Source organism: Zymobacter sp. IVIA_12111.31 C1 (assembly GCF_047495495.1).
Classification (GTDB): domain Bacteria; phylum Pseudomonadota; class Gammaproteobacteria; order Pseudomonadales; family Halomonadaceae; genus Zymobacter.
Genome location: NZ_CP179930.1, coordinates 2,026,225 through 2,047,746 on the forward strand (window position 1 = coordinate 2,026,225; position 21,522 = coordinate 2,047,746).

At 58.4% G+C, this 21,522-nt stretch carries 15 protein-coding genes and 1 pseudogene; 2 read left to right on the forward strand and 14 right to left on the reverse strand.

The annotated features are described in order from the left end of the window. Positions 1 to 774: 774 nt before the first annotated feature. On the reverse strand, positions 775 to 1,110 hold the full coding sequence (locus ACMHYW_RS09245; RefSeq protein WP_038277998.1) for a YqcC family protein: 336 nt from the start codon (positions 1,108 to 1,110) through the stop codon (positions 775 to 777). A 357-nt stretch (positions 1,111 to 1,467) separates the two neighbouring features. On the opposite strand from ACMHYW_RS09245, the gene ACMHYW_RS09250 reads away from it, so the two are divergent. After that, positions 1,468 to 2,490, forward strand: a complete 1,023-nt coding sequence (locus tag ACMHYW_RS09250) for a DUF3549 family protein (protein ID WP_414499683.1) — start codon at positions 1,468 to 1,470, stop codon at positions 2,488 to 2,490. A 564-nt stretch (positions 2,491 to 3,054) separates the two neighbouring features. After that, a complete protein-coding gene (locus tag ACMHYW_RS09255; protein ID WP_051523748.1) occupies positions 3,055 to 4,725 on the forward strand; it encodes a glycoside hydrolase family 13 protein in 1,671 nt (556 codons plus the stop codon). 648 nt (positions 4,726 to 5,373) lie between these two features. Here the strand turns inward: ACMHYW_RS09255 and ACMHYW_RS09260 are convergent. The 13 genes and pseudogenes from ACMHYW_RS09260 to hflX form a co-directional block, all read right to left on the reverse strand. After that, positions 5,374 to 6,111: a vancomycin high temperature exclusion protein gene (locus tag ACMHYW_RS09260; RefSeq protein ID WP_414499684.1), complete on the reverse strand. Its 738-nt coding sequence runs from the start codon at positions 6,109 to 6,111 to the stop codon at positions 5,374 to 5,376. Positions 6,112 to 6,172: 61 nt separating this feature from the next. After that, entirely contained in the window at positions 6,173 to 6,730 is a 558-nt protein-coding gene (gene sufT / locus ACMHYW_RS09265; RefSeq protein WP_414499685.1) for a putative Fe-S cluster assembly protein SufT, read from the reverse strand. Between the two features lie 99 nt (positions 6,731 to 6,829). Beyond that, a complete protein-coding gene (locus ACMHYW_RS09270; RefSeq protein WP_414499686.1) occupies positions 6,830 to 8,089 on the reverse strand; it encodes an aminotransferase class V-fold PLP-dependent enzyme in 1,260 nt (419 codons plus the stop codon). A 105-nt stretch (positions 8,090 to 8,194) separates the two neighbouring features. Further along, the gene (gene sufD / locus ACMHYW_RS09275; RefSeq protein WP_414499687.1) at positions 8,195 to 9,514 is read right to left on the reverse strand and encodes a Fe-S cluster assembly protein SufD; all 1,320 of its coding nucleotides are present in this window, start codon (positions 9,512 to 9,514) and stop codon (positions 8,195 to 8,197) included. Then, a pseudogene (sufC, locus tag ACMHYW_RS09280) lies at positions 9,511 to 10,200 on the reverse strand (Fe-S cluster assembly ATPase SufC); the annotation flags it as partial. The gene sufD and the pseudogene sufC, both read right to left, overlap by 4 nt. A 136-nt stretch (positions 10,201 to 10,336) precedes the next feature. Next, positions 10,337 to 11,782, reverse strand: a complete 1,446-nt coding sequence (sufB, locus tag ACMHYW_RS09285; RefSeq protein WP_027704938.1) for a Fe-S cluster assembly protein SufB — start codon at positions 11,780 to 11,782, stop codon at positions 10,337 to 10,339. A 70-nt stretch (positions 11,783 to 11,852) separates the two neighbouring features. Beyond that, positions 11,853 to 12,332: an SUF system Fe-S cluster assembly regulator gene (locus ACMHYW_RS09290; protein WP_038277996.1), complete on the reverse strand. Its 480-nt coding sequence runs from the start codon at positions 12,330 to 12,332 to the stop codon at positions 11,853 to 11,855. A gap of 156 nt (positions 12,333 to 12,488) precedes the next feature. Beyond that, positions 12,489 to 14,729 carry a YccS/YhfK family putative transporter gene (locus ACMHYW_RS09295; protein WP_414499688.1) on the reverse strand — a complete coding sequence of 747 codons (2,241 nt, stop codon included), beginning with the start codon at positions 14,727 to 14,729 and terminating at the stop codon, positions 12,489 to 12,491. 63 nt (positions 14,730 to 14,792) lie between these two features. After that, positions 14,793 to 16,088: an adenylosuccinate synthase gene (locus ACMHYW_RS09300; RefSeq protein ID WP_414499689.1), complete on the reverse strand. Its 1,296-nt coding sequence runs from the start codon at positions 16,086 to 16,088 to the stop codon at positions 14,793 to 14,795. Between the two features lie 268 nt (positions 16,089 to 16,356). After that, positions 16,357 to 17,553 carry an ATP phosphoribosyltransferase regulatory subunit gene (locus ACMHYW_RS09305; protein ID WP_414499690.1) on the reverse strand — a complete coding sequence of 399 codons (1,197 nt, stop codon included), beginning with the start codon at positions 17,551 to 17,553 and terminating at the stop codon, positions 16,357 to 16,359. Between the two features lie 290 nt (positions 17,554 to 17,843). Beyond that, positions 17,844 to 18,713, reverse strand: coding sequence for an SPFH domain-containing protein (locus ACMHYW_RS09310; RefSeq protein ID WP_414499691.1), 870 nt, complete (start codon positions 18,711 to 18,713; stop codon positions 17,844 to 17,846). Then, positions 18,713 to 19,999, reverse strand: coding sequence for an FtsH protease activity modulator HflK (hflK, locus tag ACMHYW_RS09315; protein ID WP_414499692.1), 1,287 nt, complete (start codon positions 19,997 to 19,999; stop codon positions 18,713 to 18,715). Before hflK ends, ACMHYW_RS09310 begins: the two co-directional genes overlap by 1 nt. Before the next feature lie 215 nt (positions 20,000 to 20,214). Then, positions 20,215 to 21,522, reverse strand: coding sequence for a ribosome rescue GTPase HflX (gene hflX / locus ACMHYW_RS09320; RefSeq protein ID WP_027704933.1), 1,308 nt, complete (start codon positions 21,520 to 21,522; stop codon positions 20,215 to 20,217).

The window sequence follows — 21,522 nt, forward strand, 5'->3', positions numbered from 1 at the left end:
CCGGTGCCTCTGCCGCATCCACGAAGCATATGCCAGCGTCAAAAAAAGCCAGCCCCAGAAAGGGCTGGCTTTTTTCTTTATACGACGAACGATTGCGTATGCTCAGCACCAATGGACGTGATCAGACATCATGACACTATTGCCCATGATCCCAAGCACTCCTGATGCACCAACGCCTATAAAGAAAAGGCCCCAGTTCGGATCGCACGCTAGCCATTAGCACATTGGCAGGCTAAATAGCCACTGAAACGCACCATGACGAATGCGTCCCCATCCATATCTTTCCACCCGATAGATGAAGTAGCGCATCATATGCTTTCAACGAGCGGGTGAGACTTACCCAATGGATCGCAGCACGTTCTCAACAGCACCTCCATGTTATTCAATGTCGATGAACGGCAATCAAGGCTAGCTGAGCATCTTCGATGGCAACTGGTCGAGCCCATGCTCTGTGAGTTATGCCGCGTCCGCACCACATCTATGTCACTCACATGTCGATGAACGGCAATCAAGGCTAGCCGAGCATCTTCGATGGCAGCTGGTCACGCCAATGCCCTGCAAGTTATGCCGTGTCAGCACCACATCTATGTCAGTCACATGTCGATGAACGGCAGTCCACGATAGCCGAGCATCTTCGATGGCAGCTGGTCACGCTAATTCTCTGTGAGTTATGCCATTTCAGCGCCACATCTATGTCACTCACATGCCGAGGAACGGCAATCAGGCTGGCCTAAGCATCTTCAATTACGGGTGGTCGAGCCAATGCTCTGTGAGTTATACCGCGTCAGCACCGCCCAGCAGCACATCTATTTCGCGCAATACACCAATAACCGGCATGCGTGCCCCGTTGCTATACCCTTTCAGGTAAAGTTCTGCAGCCGGGGCAATTTGTGACCCTTGGGGCAACGGTAGACGTTGGTCGATGAGCACCTTCAGCCGTGCGACCAGTACGAAGCGCAGCCACTGTGGCATGGTCAGAGTATCGATACAGAAGGGTTCTCGACTGGCCATAGCGGCGGCATCGGGCTCATCCTGACGCCACATGCTACCAGCACGCATGGCCGCTTCAAGGCGTGCCAGTGCATCACTCAATTCTAGGTATATCGCCATTGGCGCTTCTCCTGTCATGATGGCCGCAATCGTACAGCCATGTGTATCCAAAGGCCGCAGATCGTACCGCATTTTCGGGTGCGCTGCCCGCATGGCAATCAGTAAAGCACTGGTTATCCACACCGGCAGCGCGCTTTTCGCTCATTCACAGAAAACCTGCGCGAGCCTGTGGAAAAGCTCGGGAAAAGACTGGCAACACGCGGTCTGATGCGGGCTATAGGCATTTGTTCAATTATTGAACAGCACTTAAAATTCACAGTAATGCCAGAACGGTGCCTCTTCAATAGATCACCGCCCCCGCTGGCGAGTAGGATGATATGCTTTATCTTTCTTCTGCTGACAGATGAGTAGTCGCCCATGTCCTCGGTATCCACCCTGTCTGATCTGTTCGATCATGCCAAACTGCCCTTTCGTATCTATCACCTTGGGCGTCGCGTCATGCCATGTTCGCGCGCGCACTTCCGCGCTTTCGAAGAAGAGAAGATCGCGTGGGAATCGCCCTTTAAGGGGGAAGCACGCCTTGCTCTGGTCATTGATGATCCTGATGGACAGGTCGATCAGAGCCGTATCTGGTGTCTGGCCCTTCCATTGGATGAACAAGGCCAGCTGCAGCCCGCTGCACGCGATGCGTTTTTGCGTCGCTTGCTGGAAGCAGGACTTGAGGCCAGCCTACACAGTGAAGAAGACGGTCAGCACGATCCGATGAAGGACAATCCGCTGGCGTATGCACCGGACATGATGGCCCGCGCCATGCTGCATGCGTGGCTGTGCCATGACAATAGCCTGCCACTGAGCGAAGCGGCCCAGCACGTTGCACGCTATATCGCAGCCCCAACAGCCGATGATGCGCCTGAGTGGTCAGACCTCAGTGTTCAGGGCATTGCCGACTGGACGGTCCAGCTGACGACCGAAGACAAGGCGCTGCTGGCGACACAACTGCCACAGCTGGAAGACCATGTCGTCAGTGCGCTGTGCCAGTGTCTGGAACATGCCCCCTTCCAACATGAAGCGCTTGCGGCAGCGCTACGGACACGTACAGCTTCAGATGAGCCATTACGCTCGCTCGGGCTGCGCGCGGTTATTGGCACGCAAACAGAAACGGCATGCCAGTGGCTGGATACACTGCTAACACAGACACCAAGCGTTGAGGCGCTGGCAATTGTCAGTCTACGGGGATGGCAACACCTCGAACACGCCGAACGCCTACCGGTGTTTTTGGAGGCGCTGGCCGCCCATCCTGACATTAACCTGCGCGACTCGCTGCGAGATCTGGCACTGATTCCACGCCTGCGCTTGCCGGTCATCATGGCACTTCAGCAGGCCTCTCCGGCATCAGCATTGGGTCGCCGCCTCAGCGAAATGGGGCTGGGCCGCTATTAATCACAGACATCTTTCTGACGCCATGACGAGCCCTAAAAGGGCCTGCATAAGCGGCATATAAGATACACAAGATAATTTTTATGTCGTCATGATGTAATCACCCATCGGTTTTATCAAAAGCCCATGCTATATATGACGCATGGGCTTTTTTATGATCAATAATGATAACAAGACATCCTCTTGGGGGCATTGACTTTTAAATACCGCTCACACGCATTATAAATATATACAACCGATAATTATTTTTCTTATCAATGACGCATAAATTCCAATTAAGTCAATCAGCTATAAGCCGATATACCCAAAACCATTCAGAGCGTAAAAGCATAGTCCATTTGTCTAATATCACATCATCATAAAATGGACTATTTGACACATTATCGCCATATCAAGGCTAACAATAGTGACTAAATAGTCTACCCCTTACTAAAGACTACTGGTCATTCAAATCGTAACGAGGCTTTATAAGTGATGTGGTCATCACTTTAAACCACTCGACATTCAACTTGGCCCTGACGGATAGGACAGCATCTGGCAGGCCAAGGGCTCTTCAGGAGGAGCATCATGCAAACATCCGCAACGACACAGCCCGCTCGCCAACACAAAGACCCCAGCTGGTGGCGCCATGCGGTCATCTATCAGATCTACCCGCGCTCCTTTGCCGACTCTGACGGCGATGGTATCGGTGATCTGCAAGGGATCCGCGACCGCATGGACTATCTGGCACGCTTGGGCGTAGATGCGCTCTGGCTGTCGCCTTTCTACCGCTCCCCTCAGGCCGATGCGGGCTATGACGTAGCGGACTACCGTGATGTCGATCCTCTCTTCGGCGATCTGGACGAATTCGACAAGATGCTGTCGCGTGCGCATCAGTCCGGCCTGAAAGTGATCGTGGATTTGGTGCCTAACCATACGTCCGATGAACACGTGTGGTTCAAGGAAGCACTGGCCTCTCCAGTCGGCAGCGCAGCCCGCGATCGCTATATGTTCCGCACGGGCAAAGGCGAAAACGGCGAACTGCCCCCCAACAACTGGGAAAGTCTGTTCGGCGGCAGCGCTTGGACACGCATCGAAGGTACCGATCAATGGTACCTGCACATGTTCGACGTCAAGCAGGCCGACCTGAACTGGCGCAACCCGGAAGTGCGTGAAGAATTCATCCGTACGCTGCGCTTCTGGCTGGATCGCGGTGTCGATGGCTTCCGCGTCGACGTGGCACACGGTCTGATCAAGAAAGAAGGTCTGCCCGACAACGAAGAGAAACAGGGTGTCGAAGGTGTCGATATCGACGGTCACCACGGCCCAATGTGGGATCAGGAAGACGTCCACGAGATCTATCGTGAATGGCGCAAGGTGCTGAACGAATACGACGGTGAACGCACCATGGTCGCGGAAGCGTGGGTACCCACCCCGCGTATGGCGCGCTTCATCCGCGCTGATGAAATGTGTCAGGCCTTCAACTTCCCGTATCTGATGACGCCGTGGAACGCCTCGTCCTATCGCAATATTATCCAGCGCTCGCTGGACGAATTCAGCAAGGTAGGCGCGCCGTCGACATGGGTCATGTCCAACCACGACGTTACACGCCACACTTCACGTCTAGGCATCTCCAAACCGGGTACCGTGCTGCAAGGTCTAAGCCTGCACACCGAACAACCAGATGAAGTATTGGGTCTGCGCCGTGCACGCGCCAGCATCTTCATGACACTGGGCCTGCCGGGCAGCGCGTACATCTACCAGGGTGAAGAGCTGGGGCTGCCGGAAAATACCACGATGGACGACCGTTTCCGTCAAGATCCAACCTACTTCCGCACTAATGGCAAGGACGTTGGCCGCGATGGCTGCCGTGTACCGCTGCCGTGGAAAGCCAAGGCACCGGCTTATGGCTTCGGCCCTGCGGACAGCACCAACACTTGGCTGCCGCAACCGGACAGCTTCGCGCGCTACGCGATCGACGTCGAAGAAAAAGACCCGTTCTCCACCTTGGCACTGTACCGCCGCGTACTGAAACTGCGTCAGTGGTACGACCTCGGCAACGGTGACGTGGAATGGCTGGAAGGCCCGAACGAAGACGTACTGATGTTCCGCAACAAGGACATCATCGCCGTCATCAACATGGGTGAACAGACCGTACCGCTTCCCGAGCTGCAGATCGTCGCACAGAGCCTGCCGGAAATAATGAATGGCCTGCTGCCAGGCAATTCCGCTGTCTGGATGTATGCGCATAAACGCTGATTAGAGCGCGGCATTGACTGTCCTGTGCAGATGACCTGTTCTTGCTAACAGAGAAATAAAAAGCTGCCTACCGTCCAACGGTGGGCAGCTTTTTTATGCCTCGCGTCTTGAGAAACATCACGGCATACACGCACTGAGGTCTATGCCGCGTCATAAGAAGGGCAAGGCACTCCGCATCAGAATTCAAACAAAATGCGTCTATAAATACATCACCGCGAGGCAATCGCTCTATCGGAAAGGAAAAGCACGGTTCTATGTTAAAAAACGCGAGCTTATAATTGCATGGCCGCTTAAACAGCTATCTCAGCGCAATTCCATCAAGCAACAACACAACCGGTATCAAAAAGAGCAAGTTCATAAATACGCCACGGCTAAAGTGGCTCCAAGCTCCCTCTTCCACCTAACAAGCCCTTCCCCATCTAACAAGCCCTTCTCTATCTAAAAAAGAGGGACGACGCCATCCAAATCGATAGAAGCGTGTTCGAAAAGAAGCCATGCCGTACGCGACCATCAGAAAGGAGTGTGCCTCGCTCAGCCACAAGTACACGCCTGAAAATAGGTCATGGTCGGCATAAGCATGACCACTGCCTTGCCTAAACGGTGATAGAAGCGCTTACCGCATCAAGGAAACGACAATAGGACGGCACGTCAGGACGTTAAGACGTCGCCGCCATACGGTAGAGAGGCTTCCTGCAATAGCGGGGTAATGGGATCGGGCTGGTTGAGGGGCTCGGGACTGCCCAGAAAATGTGGCTGACGGGGCCAGAGGTACAAGTCCCATACCGTCTTAATTCGCGCCCACTCTTCACGTAGCAACAGCGTACTGTCGCGGATCTCGCCCGGTGCTGCACAGCCATAGGCGTCGATACCTTCATGGCGAGCGATCAACAGGGCACGTGGTAGATGCCAGCGCTGTGACACCAACACGGCCTGGCCGATGCCGAACACGCGATGAGCACGAATCAAGGTATCGAAGGTGCTAAAACCGGCATAGTCACGCGTCATCGTGCTGGCGGGAATGCCCCGCGCACGCAAGGCCTTCCACATCGTCACGGGTTCGTTGTACTGCATGGTGCGGTTATCGCCAGAAAGCAGCAGTAGCTCGGTACGCCCGCTATAGAAAAGCGCGGCAGCCACATCCAGGCGACCTTGATAGTACGGATTGGGAGCGCCGTTCCGCAGTCGGTGCGAGGTGCCAAAGACGATGGCGACCTGCGACAGCGGGCAGAGCTGGGGAGAATCGATGATGCGGTCGCGCGTGATGTACTGCATCCAAAGCGACAGACTGACCACGCCAGCACTTGCGGCGAGCACGACGGCACTGCACCCGAGGAACAGTCGGCTGAGAACACGAAGCATCAGATCGCGTGCAGCACGTGGCGGCATATGACACTCCTTGTCCGAAGAAGAACGCCCCTTGTCCGAATAAGAACGGCGGCCGGGGTCGTCAGAACATACCCAGTTCCAGCCGAGCCTCTTCACTCATCATTTCACGCGACCACGGGGGATTGAACACGATCTCGACGTGCACTTTGCTGATCTGCGGCGCGCCCAGAATCTTGTGGCGGGCATCGGCAGCAATGACATCGCCCATGCCACAGCCCGGTGCGGTCAGCGTCATACGAATATTGATCATTCGCTCGCCGGTCAGCAACGTATCGATACGACAGCCATAGACCAACCCCAGTTCCACGATATCAACAGGGATCTCGGGGTCATAGCAGGTGCGCAACTGTTCCCACACGAAGGCTTCCAGTGCCGCGTCGTCGGCATCGGCCGGCAGTGTCGGGCGCGGTATGGCAGGCAGCCCTACCGCGTCACGCTGATCCCCTTCCAGCAAATACAGTCGGCCCGCATGAGCCAGACTGATCGACGTACCGCGCGCCTGCATGACCTCGACCTCCGCCCCGCTTTCCAACGTTACGGTTTTGCCAAACGGGATCGAGATCACGTCCGTATCACGGGAAAGCGTCAAGCGCTGCCCTTTTTGAAGCTCAGCAGTCACGGTAGCCAGTATCTCCTGCGGGAATTTAGTGCGAGCATGATGCCGTAAAGGGGCCCGCAACGTCGAGCCTACCTCATATGCAATGGACGTTAGCGCTGACTACCCACGCACCATGTCGATGACGCGACGCAATGCGCTGACGAAGGTGTCGATCTCAGCGGGCGTGTTGTACAGCGCAAACGAGGCACGGCAGGTCGCTTCGAGCCCAAAGCGCCGCAACACAGGCTGCGCACAGTGATGGCCTGTACGGATGGCCACACCCAGCTGGTCGATGAGCAGCCCGATGTCTTGGGCATGTGCGCCGTCGACGACGAACGAGATCACACCCGCTTTATGCTCGGCGTTACCGATAATTCTCAGGCCGTCGATGGTTTGAAGCTGTTCGGTCGCATTGAGCAGCAGGTGCTGTTCCCAGTCGCTGATAACGTCCAACCCGTAGCGTTCGACCCACTGCAGGGCGCGATCGAACCCGATGGCTTCGGCAATAGCCGGTGTACCCGCTTCAAACTTGTGAGGAGGATCAGCAAAGGTGGTGCCTCGATCGAAGCTGACGCGCTTGATCATTTCGCCACCACCCTGCCACGGCGGCAACTGTTCCAGCCAATCCAGCCGGCCGTACAGCGCACCGATGCCGGTAGGCCCGTAAACCTTGTGTGCAGAGAATGCGTAGAAATCGACATCCAGTGCCTGCACGTCGACCGGCTGATGCGGCGCCGCCTGCGCACCGTCGACGACAATGGCAGCGCCGCGCTCATGGGCAATGCGTGCCAGTTCGGCTACCGGGTTGATCGTACCCAATGCGTTGGACACATGGGTAACGGCAACCAGTTTGGTGCGCTCGCTGAACAGGGCGCGATAGGCCGCCATGTCCAGTTCACCCTGCTCAGTCACTGGAATAACGCGAACCACGATACCGTGGGTGTCCGCCAGCAGCTGCCATGGCACGATATTGGCGTGATGTTCCATTTCAGAAACGATGACTTCATCACCCGGCCGCATCTCAGAACGCACAAACACGTTGGCGACCAAATTAAGCGATTCGGTGGCACCGCGAGTAAACACGATCTCACGACTGTCAGCAGCATTCAGGAAGCGCTGGACGTGCTTGCGTGCGTTCTCGAACGCCTGGGTAGCCTCTTCGGCAAGACTGTGAATGCCCCGGTGGATGTTGGCATTCATGCGGTGGTAATAGTCATCCATCGCATCCAACACGGTCTGCGGCGTCTGCGTGGTCGCTGCATTGTCGAGGTAGACCAGCGGGCGATTATCATGCAGACGTCGTCCCAGGATCGGGAACTCCTGCCGAACGTGGTCGACGTCCAGAATGGGATGCTGTTCGGTGAAATCGTGAATCTGCATGATGCCTGTCCCCGTGATATCAGATTGCGGCATAGACCTTCGAGTCGCCATTAACGTAAGACGCCCCTTGCCCCAGCGTAGCGCGGGCAAGGGGACAAGAGGCCATCAGTCCAGCAGATCGACCAGATCCGCTAGGTTGAAACGCCCGGGCAGTTCGCCCGCCACCAGATGCTCGACGCGCTGGGCAACGGCGGGCAGGTGCGTGGCCTGCAGCACTTCACCGGCAAACGCCAGCGTCAGCATGGCCCGTGCCATTTCCTTGTCGATGCCGCGTGCGCGCAGGGCAAACAGTGCGTCCTGATCAAGCTGGCCCGTGGTCGCCCCGTGCGAGCACTGCACATCGTCCGCGTAGATTTCGAGCTCAGGTTTGGTGTCGATCTCAGCACGATCCGACAGCAACAGGTTGGCGTTGCTTTGATAGCCACGCACCTGCTGGGCATCACGCTTGATGTAGACGCGCCCGTTGAAGATACCGCGCGCACGCCCCCCGAGGATGCCCTTGTAGTTCTCGTTGGAGAACGTGCGTGGCACGTTGTGGTTGACCACCGTGTGGTTGTCCAGCACCTGACGGCCCTGACCAAAGAACAGCCCCCAGTAGTCGGACTGCGCATTCTCACCGTTCAGTTCAGTGCACAGGTCGTTGCGGGCCAGAGCGCCCCCCAGCGTGAGCGAGTAGGATGCGAAGTGGGCATCGCGCGCCTGATCGACGCGGACGTTACCAATGCGCACGTCCTGCTGGCTCTGCTCCTGCAGCATATAGTGGCGCAGGTGAGCACCGTCTTCGAGATGCACTTCGGTGACAACGTTAGTCAAATTGGCCGCATCGCCAAGGCTGACATAGTGTTCCAGTACGCTGGCCTGCGATTGGCGCTCGGCACGAATAACAACGCGTGGCTGAATCGCCAGCGGTACATCGTGCTGACGAGAAACGAACAGCAACTCAATCGGCCGTTCGACAACGCAGCCAGCGCGCAACGTCAGCACTGCACCGTCCGTGACAAAAGCTTGGTTCAGTGCCGTAAACGGCGTGCGCTGTTCATCGACCAGCGAGAACAGATCAGCGGGCACATCGCCGGAGGCCAGCATCGACGACAGCGGTGTCAGTTGCACGCCTTCTGGCAGAGCATCGACACGTGAGTGCTCAGCCGAAAATTGCCCATCAATGAACACCATCCGATAGGTGTCATGGTTCAGCGCCACGCTGCCCACATTCACATCGGCAACGGCTTCCGCCGCGGGCAAGGCATAATCGGTGTCAGCGATACGGCGCAGGTCAAGGTACTTCCACGCTTCGTGACGCCGAGTGGGAAAACCGACGTCGAGAAAGTGTGCCAGCCCGCGCTGACGTTGGGCCGCCAGCACATCGCCGCGCACGTTCAGTGCATCGAAGCGTGCCTGCCAGGCGTTATGGGCAACATCGCTCATGCCTGCCCCCCTTCGACCACGCCTTCATAGCCGGTTTTTTCGAGCTGCTGCGCCAGTGTGTGGTCGCCGGACTTGACGATCCTGCCATCGACCAGAACGTGTACTTGGTCGGGCACGATATAGTCGAGCAGACGCTGATAGTGCGTCACCATCAGGATCGAACGCTGGCCATCGCGCAGCGAGTTGACCCCTTCAGAGACCACGCGCAGCGCGTCGATATCCAGCCCGGAGTCGATCTCGTCAAGCAGCGCCAACTTCGGCTCCAGCACTAGCATCTGCAGGATTTCGTTGCGCTTCTTCTCACCGCCGGAGAAACCTTCGTTCACAGCACGCTGCAGGAAGGAACTGTCCATCTTCATTTCAGCCAGCTTGGCGCGAATCAGCTTCATGAATTCCGGTGCAGGAATCTCGCCGAGGCCTTCCGCTTCACGCTTGGCATTGAGCGCGGCGCGCAGCAGATAGATGTTCTTGACCCCCGGAATCTCGACCGGGTACTGGAAGCCCATCAGCAGTCCGGCACGGGCACGCTCTTCGACGTCCATTTCAAGCAGATCCTGACCATCGAACAGAATGCTGCCTTCGGTCACGTCATACCCGTCCTTGCCCGCCAGCACGGAAGACAGTGTGGACTTACCCGCCCCATTGGGGCCCATGATGGCGTGCACCTCTCCCGGCCGGATGGTCAGGTCGATTCCTTTGAGAATCGGTTTGTCATCGATGGTCGCGTGCAGGTTCTTGATCTCGAGCATGGTAGAAAATCCTTGATGATCCGGTCTGCGAGGGCGCTCGCCCCCGCGTCTATCTAAACGTGTGCGGGCCGAATTAACCGACCGATCCTTCCAGCGTGACGCTCAGCAGCGCTTCCGCCTCGACGGCGAACTCCATCGGCAGCTCCTGGAAGACATCCTTGCAGAAGCCATTGACGATCATGCTGACAGCGTCTTCTTCGCTGATGCCGCGCTGGCGGCAGTAGAACAGCTGGTCATCACCGATCTTGGAGGTCGTAGCCTCATGCTCGATGGTCGCACTGGCGTTGGCGATTTCCTGATACGGGAACGTATGCGCACCACAGCGATCGCCGATCAACAGCGAGTCACACTGGGTGAAGTTACGCGCATTGGCCGCTCGCGGCGCCACCTTCACCAGTCCACGATAGGACTGATCCGAACGCCCTGCCGCAATCCCTTTCGAAATGATCGTCGAACGGGTGTCTTTGCCGATATGGATCATCTTGGTGCCGGTATCGGCCTGCTGGCGTCCGTTGGTCACCGCGACAGAATAAAATTCGCCACGTGAACCGTCACCGGTCAACAAGCAGGACGGGTACTTCCAAGTGATGGCAGATCCCGTCTCGACCTGCGTCCAGCTAATGCGCGAACGGTCGCCACGGCAATCGCCACGTTTGGTCACGAAGTTGTAGATACCGCCCTTGCCGTTTTCATCCCCCGGGTACCAGTTCTGCACCGTGGAATACTTGATATAGGCATCTTCCAGCGCCACCAGTTCGACGACGGCAGCGTGCAGCTGGTTCTCATCGCGCATCGGTGCGGTGCAGCCTTCCAGATAGGAGACTTGGGCACGCTTGTCACAAATGATCAGCGTGCGCTCGAACTGTCCCGTATTGGCGGCGTTGATGCGGAAATAGGTCGACAGCTCCATCGGGCAAGCCACGCCTTCCGGCACATACACGAACGACCCATCAGTGAAGACGGCCGAGTTGAGTGCAGTAAAGAAGTTGTCGCCCTGCGGCACGACAGAGCCAAGGTACTGGCGTACCAGATCAGGATGCTCGCGCACCGCTTCTGAAATGGAACAAAAGATGACACCCGCTTCCTTGAGCTTTTCGCGGAAGGTAGTGGTCACGGAAACGGAATCGAATACCGCATCGACGGCCACACCGGCCAGCGCCGCTCGCTCGTGCAGCGGAATACCCAGCTTCTCGTAGGTTTCAAGCAGCTTGGGATCCACTTCATCAAGGCTCTTGGGCGCATCATCCTTTGCTTTCGGTGCGCTGTAGTAGGAGATGGCCTGATAGTCGATATCCGGATAGTCGAGGTGCGCCCAGCTCGGCGCCTCCATCGTCTGCCACAGCCGATAAGCGTCGAGACGCCAGCTCAGCAGCCATTCCGGCTCGCCCTTCTTCTTCGAGATGAAGGCGATGACCTCTTCGTTCAGACCCGGTGGCAGCGTGTCACTCTCAATGTCGGTAATGAACCCTTGAGTGTACTCGCGCCGTTGGCCGAGTTTTTCCATCTCTTCGGTCGCCATCGTTCTGTCTCTCCTTGACGGACATGCGCTGTCCGCTTGATGCAATGGGGGCTTCTGGCCGTCAATGACGTCAGCGTGTATCACGCTTACGCTGCGGCGCGTCGGTTGCCAGCAGTGAAACACTGCGTGGAGGGGTCAGATGCAACGGTTCTGGACGAGCCAGCTGTGCCAACGTCACACTCTCCAGCAAGGCATGAATGGCCTGCGATACGCGCTGCCAGTTATCACCTACTTGGCAGTGTGCAGCAATATCGCACTGCTGGTCGCTGTGGCTGCAGCTCGTCATCGCTACCGGCCCTTCGATGGCGGCGATGATATCGCTGGCTCGAATGTCTTCCGGCGCAGCGGCCAGCAGGTATCCCCCCTGGGCGCCTCGCCGCGAATGTAGAAGTCCGGCCCGCAGCAAGAGTTTGAGCGTCTTGCTGACCGTCGGGTGCGGCAGCCCGGTATACTGGGCGATCTCGGTCGCCGCCATCGGCTTGCCCGGCTCACGCGCCATCTGAGCCATGATCACACCTGCGTAATCGCAGAGCTTGGATAACTTCAGCATGTCAGATGTCCTGGTGCGCGGCAGTATAAATCAGGTACTAGTCTAGTCCTATTTAAAGGCGCTGAGAAGCAATGGCCCTGATAGAAAACCCTTATATCCCACTGTTAATGCAGGCCTAAGCCATGCCCGCCGAAGCGGGCATGACCACGTCGATCGTCACCCTGATTCGGCAAGCACGGCTCGCATCTTCACCAGTGCATCCTTCAGCGGTTCAAGGTGATTAGTCATGGCTTCCAGCTGCTCATAGGCGAAACGCTGCGCGCCATCGTACGACTCCAGCAGCCCGCATTCTGCACTCTGCTGTGCAGCGCTCATAGCGGCCTGCATCGCGCCATCGTCAGCCCCTTTCGCCACGATGTAGTCGGCCATACGTGACAGCGCTTCAGCAAGGTGCTGTGCGCAGGTATCCAGTGCGGCCGCCGACGGCAACGCCGCCTCAGGCCGGTGTACCCGCAGCGCGGTCAGATAGCCCAACAGCGCGTGAAGCTGAGCATGGAGCTGATGACCGGCCACCGTCAGCACGGCGACACTGCGATAAGGCACCTGATCCAGATTCGACAGCAGCGAAACCAGTGCGGCGTCACTCTGGCGTGCGTCCTGCCGTGCGGCCAGCAGAGACGGCGTTTCCTGCCGTCCCTGCGTGTACTGATCAATCAGCATGGTCAGGTAGCGCGCCATATGGCTGAGCGCCGCCGCCACTTTCGGCTCAAGGCGAGCATTTTTCCAGTCCGGCAAGATGAAGCAAACGGCAGCGCTAGCGATCAGCGTTCCCAGCAGCGTATCCAACAGACGCGGCATGATCAGTGTGAAGCTGTTACCGACCTGATTGAAGCAGCACAGCACCATCAGCGTGATGGCACAGGTCGCCAGCGCATAGTGTTTCTGTCGCAGCAGGAAGAACAGTACCCCAGCGATCACCGCCATTCCGGACTGCAGCTCAGGAATCGGGAACAGACGCAGCATCGCCCAGCCCATGAACAGCCCTGCTAGCGTTCCCATGATGCGCTGGCGCAGCGCCTTGTGCGTCGCGCCAAAGCTTGGCCGACAGACAAAGACCGTGGTCAGCATGATCCAGTACCCTTGCGAGGGGTCGAGCCACTGGATCAACAGATAGCCGGTGACCAGTGCACAGGACAGGCGCACCGCGTGGCGGAAGGTCGGGTTGAGTGGTGTCAGCAGCAGTTTGAAACGCGTCCACAGCATGCGGGGAGCGCTGGCCGCGGACAGCACAGCATAAGGCGGTGCTTCGCGGGCCTCCCGCGCCACATCCGGCAACTGTGCCAGTTCTTCTTCCAACGCTGACAGATTGTCAATCAGGCGCTTGAGGACTTGGTGAGCACCTTTCCGTCGCTGCGGTACGTCACGCCGCTCGGACGCAGGATCAACATAGTCCCATGCGTTCACCAGATCGCCATGCGCCCGCGTACGCTGGTCGGAAGCCACACGTGCACGCCCAGGTTGATGCAGCACAGCCGCCAGCGAGCAGCATGCTTCCCCTTGCAAGCGCATGAGGTGCTGACAGCGGAACAGGACATCGCTGTGATAGAAGGCGCTGACAAGCACATCACGTGAATGATGGGAGGAGCTGGCGCGCTCAAAGAGCCGCTCGGCCCGTTCCAGCAGCAGTTGGTCGCGTGCGGCACGCACCGAATTGCGCGAGGTGCTCAGCGTCTGCTTCACGCTGTCGTAGGACAGGGCGAAGGACTGCACCAGCGTTCCGTGAAGTTCGGCCAGCTGACGCTCGCGATGACGCATGTCCATCCCTTTGACCGGAATGAACTGCTCAGAGCGCAGGATCATGTAGCGTCCCAGTTGGGTGTACAGCAGGCTGAGATGACGCGGCAGACCGCGACGGTGAGCGATGATCTGCACGCCAAGTGACAGCAGGCCATAGCCTAGAGCACCCGCCAGCAACAGCGAACCGTCGCGCCAGAATGGCACCACGCTGCCCGCCTGCCGCTGATCAATGGTGATCATGCTGTAGAGCGCCAGTACCAGCATCGCCGACATCATGGTGTTGAAGCGTCCGCCGACGCCGCCAAACAGCGTGATGATGAACGTCGACGCCCCCAGCCCAATGGCAAACAGCCACGGATGAGGCATCAGCAGTTCGATAGCGATGGCCGCGATGGCAAAACTGATCAGCGTGAGCAGCAGCGAGACGATACGCTGCCGGGGGCATTCATCGCGTTCGGCCAAGCCGCAAGCGATGATGCCCAGAAAGAGTGGAATGCAGCGCGCCATCTGCCCGCACAGGCCGCACACGACCATTGCCAGCGACATGGCGGCCAATACGCAGAGGCTCTGCCAGAAATCATCATGGGCACGCCAGTAGCGTGCCCACTTCGCAAGCACCTGGTACAGCGATCGACTGCCCAGAACCTTGAGTACATCCATGCGAATTACATTCCCCTCGAAGCAGGGCCCCAGCCATGAGGCCTGCTTGCCGGGGCAGCGCGCTTATCCTTTGAACGGATTGCGCAAGATAATGGTTTCAAGACGGTCAGGCCCCGTCGAAATGATATCGATGGGCGCACCCACTTCCGCTTCAAGGAAACGGATATAGGCACGTGCATTTTCCGGCAGTTCGTCCAGCGAGCGCACGCCCAGCGTGGACTCCTGCCAGCCCGGCAGTTCTTCGTAAACCGGTTCGATTGCCTCGAAGCCTTCGTAGTCGACCGGCGTCGATACCAGCTCGCCGTCCTGAGTACGGTAGCCGGTGCAGACACGGATGACTTCCATGCCGTCCAGTACGTCCAGTTTGGTCAGACACAAGCCAGAAATCGAGTTGATCTGCACGGCACGGCGCAGTGCAACGGCATCAAACCAGCCACAGCGACGCGGACGCCCAGTGTTAGAACCAAACTCGTGACCACGTTCAGCCAGACGCTGGCCTTGATCATCGAACAGCTCGGTCGGGAACGGACCCGATCCCACACGCGTGGTGTACGCTTTGGTGATCCCCAGTACGTAGTCTAGGTACAGCGGCCCGAAGCCAGAACCAGTAGCCGTACCGCCGGCCGTGGTATTGGAGCTGGTTACGAACGGATAGGTACCGTGGTCGATATCGAGCAACGACCCCTGCGCGCCTTCAAACAGAATCGGTTTGCCCTGTTCACGCAGCGAATGCACTAGGCTGACGGTGTCACAGACCATCGGTTTCAGCTCTTCGGCCAGCGCCATGCACTGATCCAGCGTCTCCTGAAAGTCGACTTCAGGCGCACCATGGTACTGGGTGAGGACAAAATTATGATACTTGAGTATTTCTTTCAACTTTTCAGCAAAACGTTCACGATGGTACAGATCGCCCAGACGGACACCGCGACGCGCTACTTTGTCTTCATACGCTGGCCCGATACCACGCCCGGTCGTACCGATTTTGTCATCGCCACGAGCACGTTCACGCGCCTGATCAAGCGCAATGTGATACGGCAGAATCAGCGGACACGCCGGAGACAGACGCAGACGTTCGCGCACGGGCACGCCACCGGATTCCAGCTCTGCCATTTCGCCCAGCAGGGCATCCGGCGACAGCACGACACCGTTACCGATGATGCAGGTAACGTTTTCATGCAGGATACCGGAAGGGATTAGGCGCAGAATGGTTTTCTTGCCGTCGATAACCAGCGTATGGCCCGCATTATGGCCACCCTGGAATCGCACAACGGCTGCTACGGATTCTGTAAGTAGGTCAACGACCTTACCCTTGCCTTCATCGCCCCACTGCGTACCGAGAACAACAACGTTCTTGCCCATGTCCATAGTGCTCGCTTGTGTCAGTGCGCCATTGCGCAGGTTTCGCTTTACGGATCTTCGCGCGTGTTGTCACTTGATCCCGTCGGACGCCTACCTTGCCCGCTCTTTCCACCGGGCACGCCTCACTCATGATGCGCTGGCTCGCCGATCATTGAGAAGGAGCAGCAGTACAGGCGTCAGCAGACCGTAATGGCTACGATCCGATCATGTCTTGTCGTCAAACGCAGATATGCCGACAGAGATGAGGCTGTCGGCATATCGGTATTGCTTATCGGGTAGAGGTATCCGTACAGGGTACGACTATCCACTCTCCGCCACGCTGGATCAGCATCCTGTTGCAGCGGTGTGCCTCAGGCCCGGTTTCTTGCCCGGGCAGCGCTTCGATTACCCGTTCACCGGCTGCGCGAAGTTCATTGATGAGATCGTTGAGCTCCGCGCCCTCCTCGACCGGCGCCCAAATGCCATCGTTGGGCGGCGTCTGCTCATCAAGCCGCGCCAGCAGCTTCAGTTCCAGCGTGCAGCCCGTCGCGGGGCGCGCTCGCCCGAAGGCCTTACCGGCGTGATCGTAGCGGCCACCGCGCGCCACGGCTTGGCCGAACTCCGGCACGTAGGCCGCAAAGACGACACCGGTGTGGTATTCATAGCCGCGCAGCTCGCCCAGATCGAAATAGAGCGTCACCTCGGGGTAGGCATAGCTCAGCGCCTGTGCCAGCGCCTGCAAGTCCTGAATCGCCACGCGCACGGACTCGGGAGCATCCTCGAAAGTCTCAGCGGCCTGCGCCAGCACATCGACCCCGCCGTTCAGGCGCGGCAACGCACTCAGCATGCGCAGGATGTCTTCCGATAGGGTCACGCCCTCAAGTAGTGCGTCCACTTCTGCCAGCGACTTGCGTTCCAGCGCCTCAAACAGTGCGGCTTCGGTTTCAGCGTCCAGCCCCGCGGATTTCACCAACCCGCGGTACACACCGATATGACCAAAAGCCAAATGGATGCGACGCGCACCGGCCTGCTCAAGGCTTGCCAGCACCAAGCGAACGATTTCAAGGTCTGCTTCCAGTCCGGCATAGCCGAACAGCTCCAGCCCGACCTGAACGGGACTGCGGCCACCCTGATGCGGATCGGGCGTTGCGCGCAAAACGTGCGAGCAGTAGCAGAGACGCGCCGGCCCTTCACGGTGCAGCGAGTGGGCATCCATACGCGCCACCTGCGGCGTGACGTCGGCACTGATCCCCATTGTACGGCCGCTAATGCGGTCGATCAGCTTGAAGGTCTGCAGATCGAGGTCGCTGCCGGTACCGGTCAGAAGGGATTCGAGGAATTCGACGGGAGGAGGTACTACGAGGTCATAACCCCAACTGTTGTAGAGGTCGAGCAGTGCGCGGCGCAAGGATTCCATGCGCATCGCCTGAGGCGGTAACACCTCATCGATACCGTCAGGCAGAAGCCATCGATTGGCCTTATTCATTGTTCTGGACGCCCTAAATGAAGATGGTGTGACACAGCATCATGGCAGCGCGGAAATGACCGTTGTGCAGTTCGACTCATCACCCGTTCATGATGATCGAAACACACGCGACAGACCTGAGGCAAACCTGATCGACTGACAAACGTCACCGTTCGAGCCTCTGCCCCGCTTCGCATAGTGCTGCCATAAAGAAACCGCCGACATGAAAAACCCGGGCACGGCGGCCCGGGATTCATGAGTCTAACACGACGGACGCTGCATTCAATCCTTGCAGCTTGTACCCCGTCCCGTCAACGCCCTGCTTTGATCCAGCGCATCAGATCATCTTCTGACCCCAGCACCAGCACACCGTTGCCGTGCTGCATGCCTTCTCGCCAAGTCTTCAATCCCTGATAGAAGCGGAAGAAGGTCGGATTGCGCGTAAAAGCATCGTTGTAACGGGTGGCAATCTCAGCGTCGGTTGCACCGCGGGCTGTTTCAGCATTCTCGTGTGCCGCCGCAAGCAGCATGGCTTTGCGACGCTCAGCGTCCGCCCGCACCTGATCAGCCATATCTTGGCCGTCAGAGGTCGCAGTGGTGGCGTCGTGCTGCCAGGCAGCCGTCATCTTCTGCTCGACGTCAGCCACGCGTGCGTCCGGCAGTGTGATGCGACGAAACGCAACGCCGGTAACGGTTACGCCGAGCGTGTCATGAAGGCGACTATCCAGCGTACTGCGTACGGCCTGCAGGGCTTGATCCTGACGCGACGTCGACAGGTCAGCCAACGTCAGATGACTCATCTGTTCGGTAAGCTGGGTAGCGACAGCCTGCGTCAGTTCATGCGCCACTTTGTTCGCATCACCTTTGCGCGCACTGTCATAGCGCTCCGGCGAGTCGATCTGCCAAGTCGCCACAAGATCGCCCAGAATTTCCTCACCAGAGGACAGCACAAAGGTGCGCCCATCCAGCAGGCTGGTTTGCATGCGCTTGTCGAACAGCACCACCTTGTCGACAATCGGCAGCTTAACGTGCAGGCCCGGTGCCAGATTGCCATCAACAACCCGCTCGAAGCGTCGTTGGATACCGGTTTGCTGCTCGCTCACAACAAAGAAACTGGTACTGGCCAGCCACGCCAGCATGGCCATCAGCGCGATCAGCACAAGTGATTTATTGCTGGGCATTACTGACGCCCCTCCTTGAGACTGCGGTCGTAATGGCGCTCGCCGCTATCGCGGTCACTGCGGGCGGCGTCGCGTGGAGCCGTCTGAGCCTTAGCCGCAGGCGTTCCCAGCAGAGAGGCGTGCCCACTGGCAGACGTTTCGCTAAGGTGCGGCGGCAGCAAAGGCGGAGGCCCCATCGGTGCGGGAGCGCCGGCAGGCGGCACCGATACGGCGGTGTTGTCGCTCTGTGTATTAACGATGCGGATACCCGGCCCTGCCATAATGGCGCGCACGGCCTCCAGATACAGGCGATCGCGAGTCACCTCGGGAGCACGTTCATAGGTATGCAGTACCGCCATGTACTGGGCAATGTCACTGCGTGCCCGCGCGATGGCGGTATCGTGATAGGCCCGCGATTCTTCCTGAAGCTGATGCGCTTCACGCTCGGCCTGTGCGATTAGCTGATCGCGCTGCGCTTCCGCATCCTGAATTGTGGTTTTGGCCTGCTGACGCGCCTGCTCGGCAGCCTTCATGGCCGCTTCAACAGACTTGGGTACCGCCACTTCTTCGATGCGCACATCGCGCAGTTCGGTACCGGTCAGCTGGCCCGGGAACGCTGTCTGCAAAGCGCTGCTGATTGCACTGCTCGTCACAGTACGCTCACCGCTCAGCAGTTCATCCAACGGATGTGACGACACCACATGGCTGACCGCGGTATCAAGCGCGCTCTGCAGCATCTGTTCGGGATGTTCAACATTGCGAACGTAATCGACTGCCGACACGATGCGATAGCTCGCACGGACATGTAGCGTGACAAGATTGCCATCCTGGGTCAGCTGCTGGCGACGGGTGACCAGCCAGTGGTCCTGACCGACGTTGACGCGTGTGACGCGATCAATCAGCGAAGGGTTCCAGTGAATGCCGGATGCCACGGTGTTCTGATAGTGTCCCTGCCGCATCACAACGCCAACCTGACCATCGCTGACCGTATAAACGCCAGCGCCCAGCCATACCAGAGCCGCGACACCAAGAATGGCACCCGGCAACACGAAAGCGCTGCACTTGCGGGAAGGCGGTACATTCGGGTCTCGCGGGCCGCCGGAACGACGCTTACCCGTCAGCGTGCGCCATACCCGCTTGGCAACTTCGTCAAGATCGGGAGGCTGCTGAGAAGGACGCTGCCGCCCTCCGCGCCACGGATCGTGTTCAGGACGTCCCTGCGGTGCACCAGCGTTGCCGCCGCCATCCTGCGGCCGGGGATCGTCACCCTTATCCTTGCCACCTTCACCAGGTGCCTTCCACGCCATATTTCTTCTCTCCACTGGCCTTTGCAGCACGATGCCCCGCTCACGGCGGAAGACATCCAGAACACAGGCCCTTGCATCGTTACGGGAAAGGTTCACCGATACCCATATCGGTGAACCTTTCGATAGATGGAGCACAGCATAGTGCCGCGCCGGCAGCAAGAGAACTGCCTTTGATCAGACTGAAGAGGCGGCCCGCAACGCAGGCCGCCTCCGACTTACCAAGGATCCTGATCAGCCATTTCCGGCAGATAGCGATGCGGGTCTTCCCCAGCCTTCGACAACAGCTGCAGAAAATCGCGCCGCGGCAGACGGATACTCAGCATGATCTGCCCTTGCTCATCGAACTCTTCGCTCTGCACCGCATCCTGAGCATAGAGCTGCGCACGCAGCGCGCCCTGATCAGGGCGCAGCGTCACACTCATGTCCACGACGTCGATGGCCAAACGTTCAGACAGCGCCTGACGCAGTTCATCGAACCCCGTCTGCTCGCGCGCCGACAGCCAGACGGCAGACGGTTCCTGCAGCCCATTGCGGTCGATGCGAGGTTCGCTGCCCAGTCGGTCGATCTTGTTCATGACCATCAAGCGCGGCACGTTGTCTGCACCGATCTCGGCCAGCACGTTCTCAACCTGCTCGATGTTAGCGTCGCGTTCGGGGTCTGCGGCATCCACAACATGGAGCAGCAGATCAGACTGCGCGGCTTCTTCGAGCGTGGCATGGAACGCTTCGACCAGCTTGTGCGGCAGATGACGAATGAACCCTACCGTATCGGCCAGCACAATCGGGCCGACGTCCGCGATGTCGAGACGTCGCAGCGTAGGATCAAGCGTGGCAAACAACTGGTCGGCCGCATACACGTCGGACGCCGTCAGCGCGTTGAATAGCGTCGACTTACCGGCGTTGGTGTAGCCCACCAGCGATACCGAGGGTATCTCGGCACGCGAACGCGCCCGTCGGTTCTGCTCACGCTGCTTACGCACGCGCTCGAGACGCTTGTGAATCGACTTGATGCGCGCTCTCAAGAGACGTCGGTCAGTTTCGAGCTGAGTTTCCCCTGGCCCGCGCAGACCGATCCCGCCTTTCTGGCGCTCAAGGTGCGTCCAACCGCGTACCAGACGCGTCGACATGTACTCAAGCTGAGCAAGCTCGACCTGCAGCTTACCCTCGTGGGTACGCGCACGCTGAGCGAAGATGTCGAGGATCAGACCGGTACGGTCGAGAACGCGGCAAGAGAGCGCCCTTTCGAGGTTACGCTCTTGGGAAGGTGACAGTGCGTGGTTGAAGATGACGATTTCGGCTTCGTGCTCAAGCACAGCGGCCTTTATCTCTTCAACCTTGCCTTCACCGATAAATGTCTTGGGATGGGCGAGCCGACGCGTGCCTTCGATAAGGACAGCCGGCTCGGCACCTGCAGAGCGAACAAGTTCCAGCAGTTCAGCCGGATCTTCCGCATCTCGACCGTTCTGGAAATCAATATGAACCAGAACCGCCGTTTCTCCCGATTCGGGACGTTCGAAAAACAA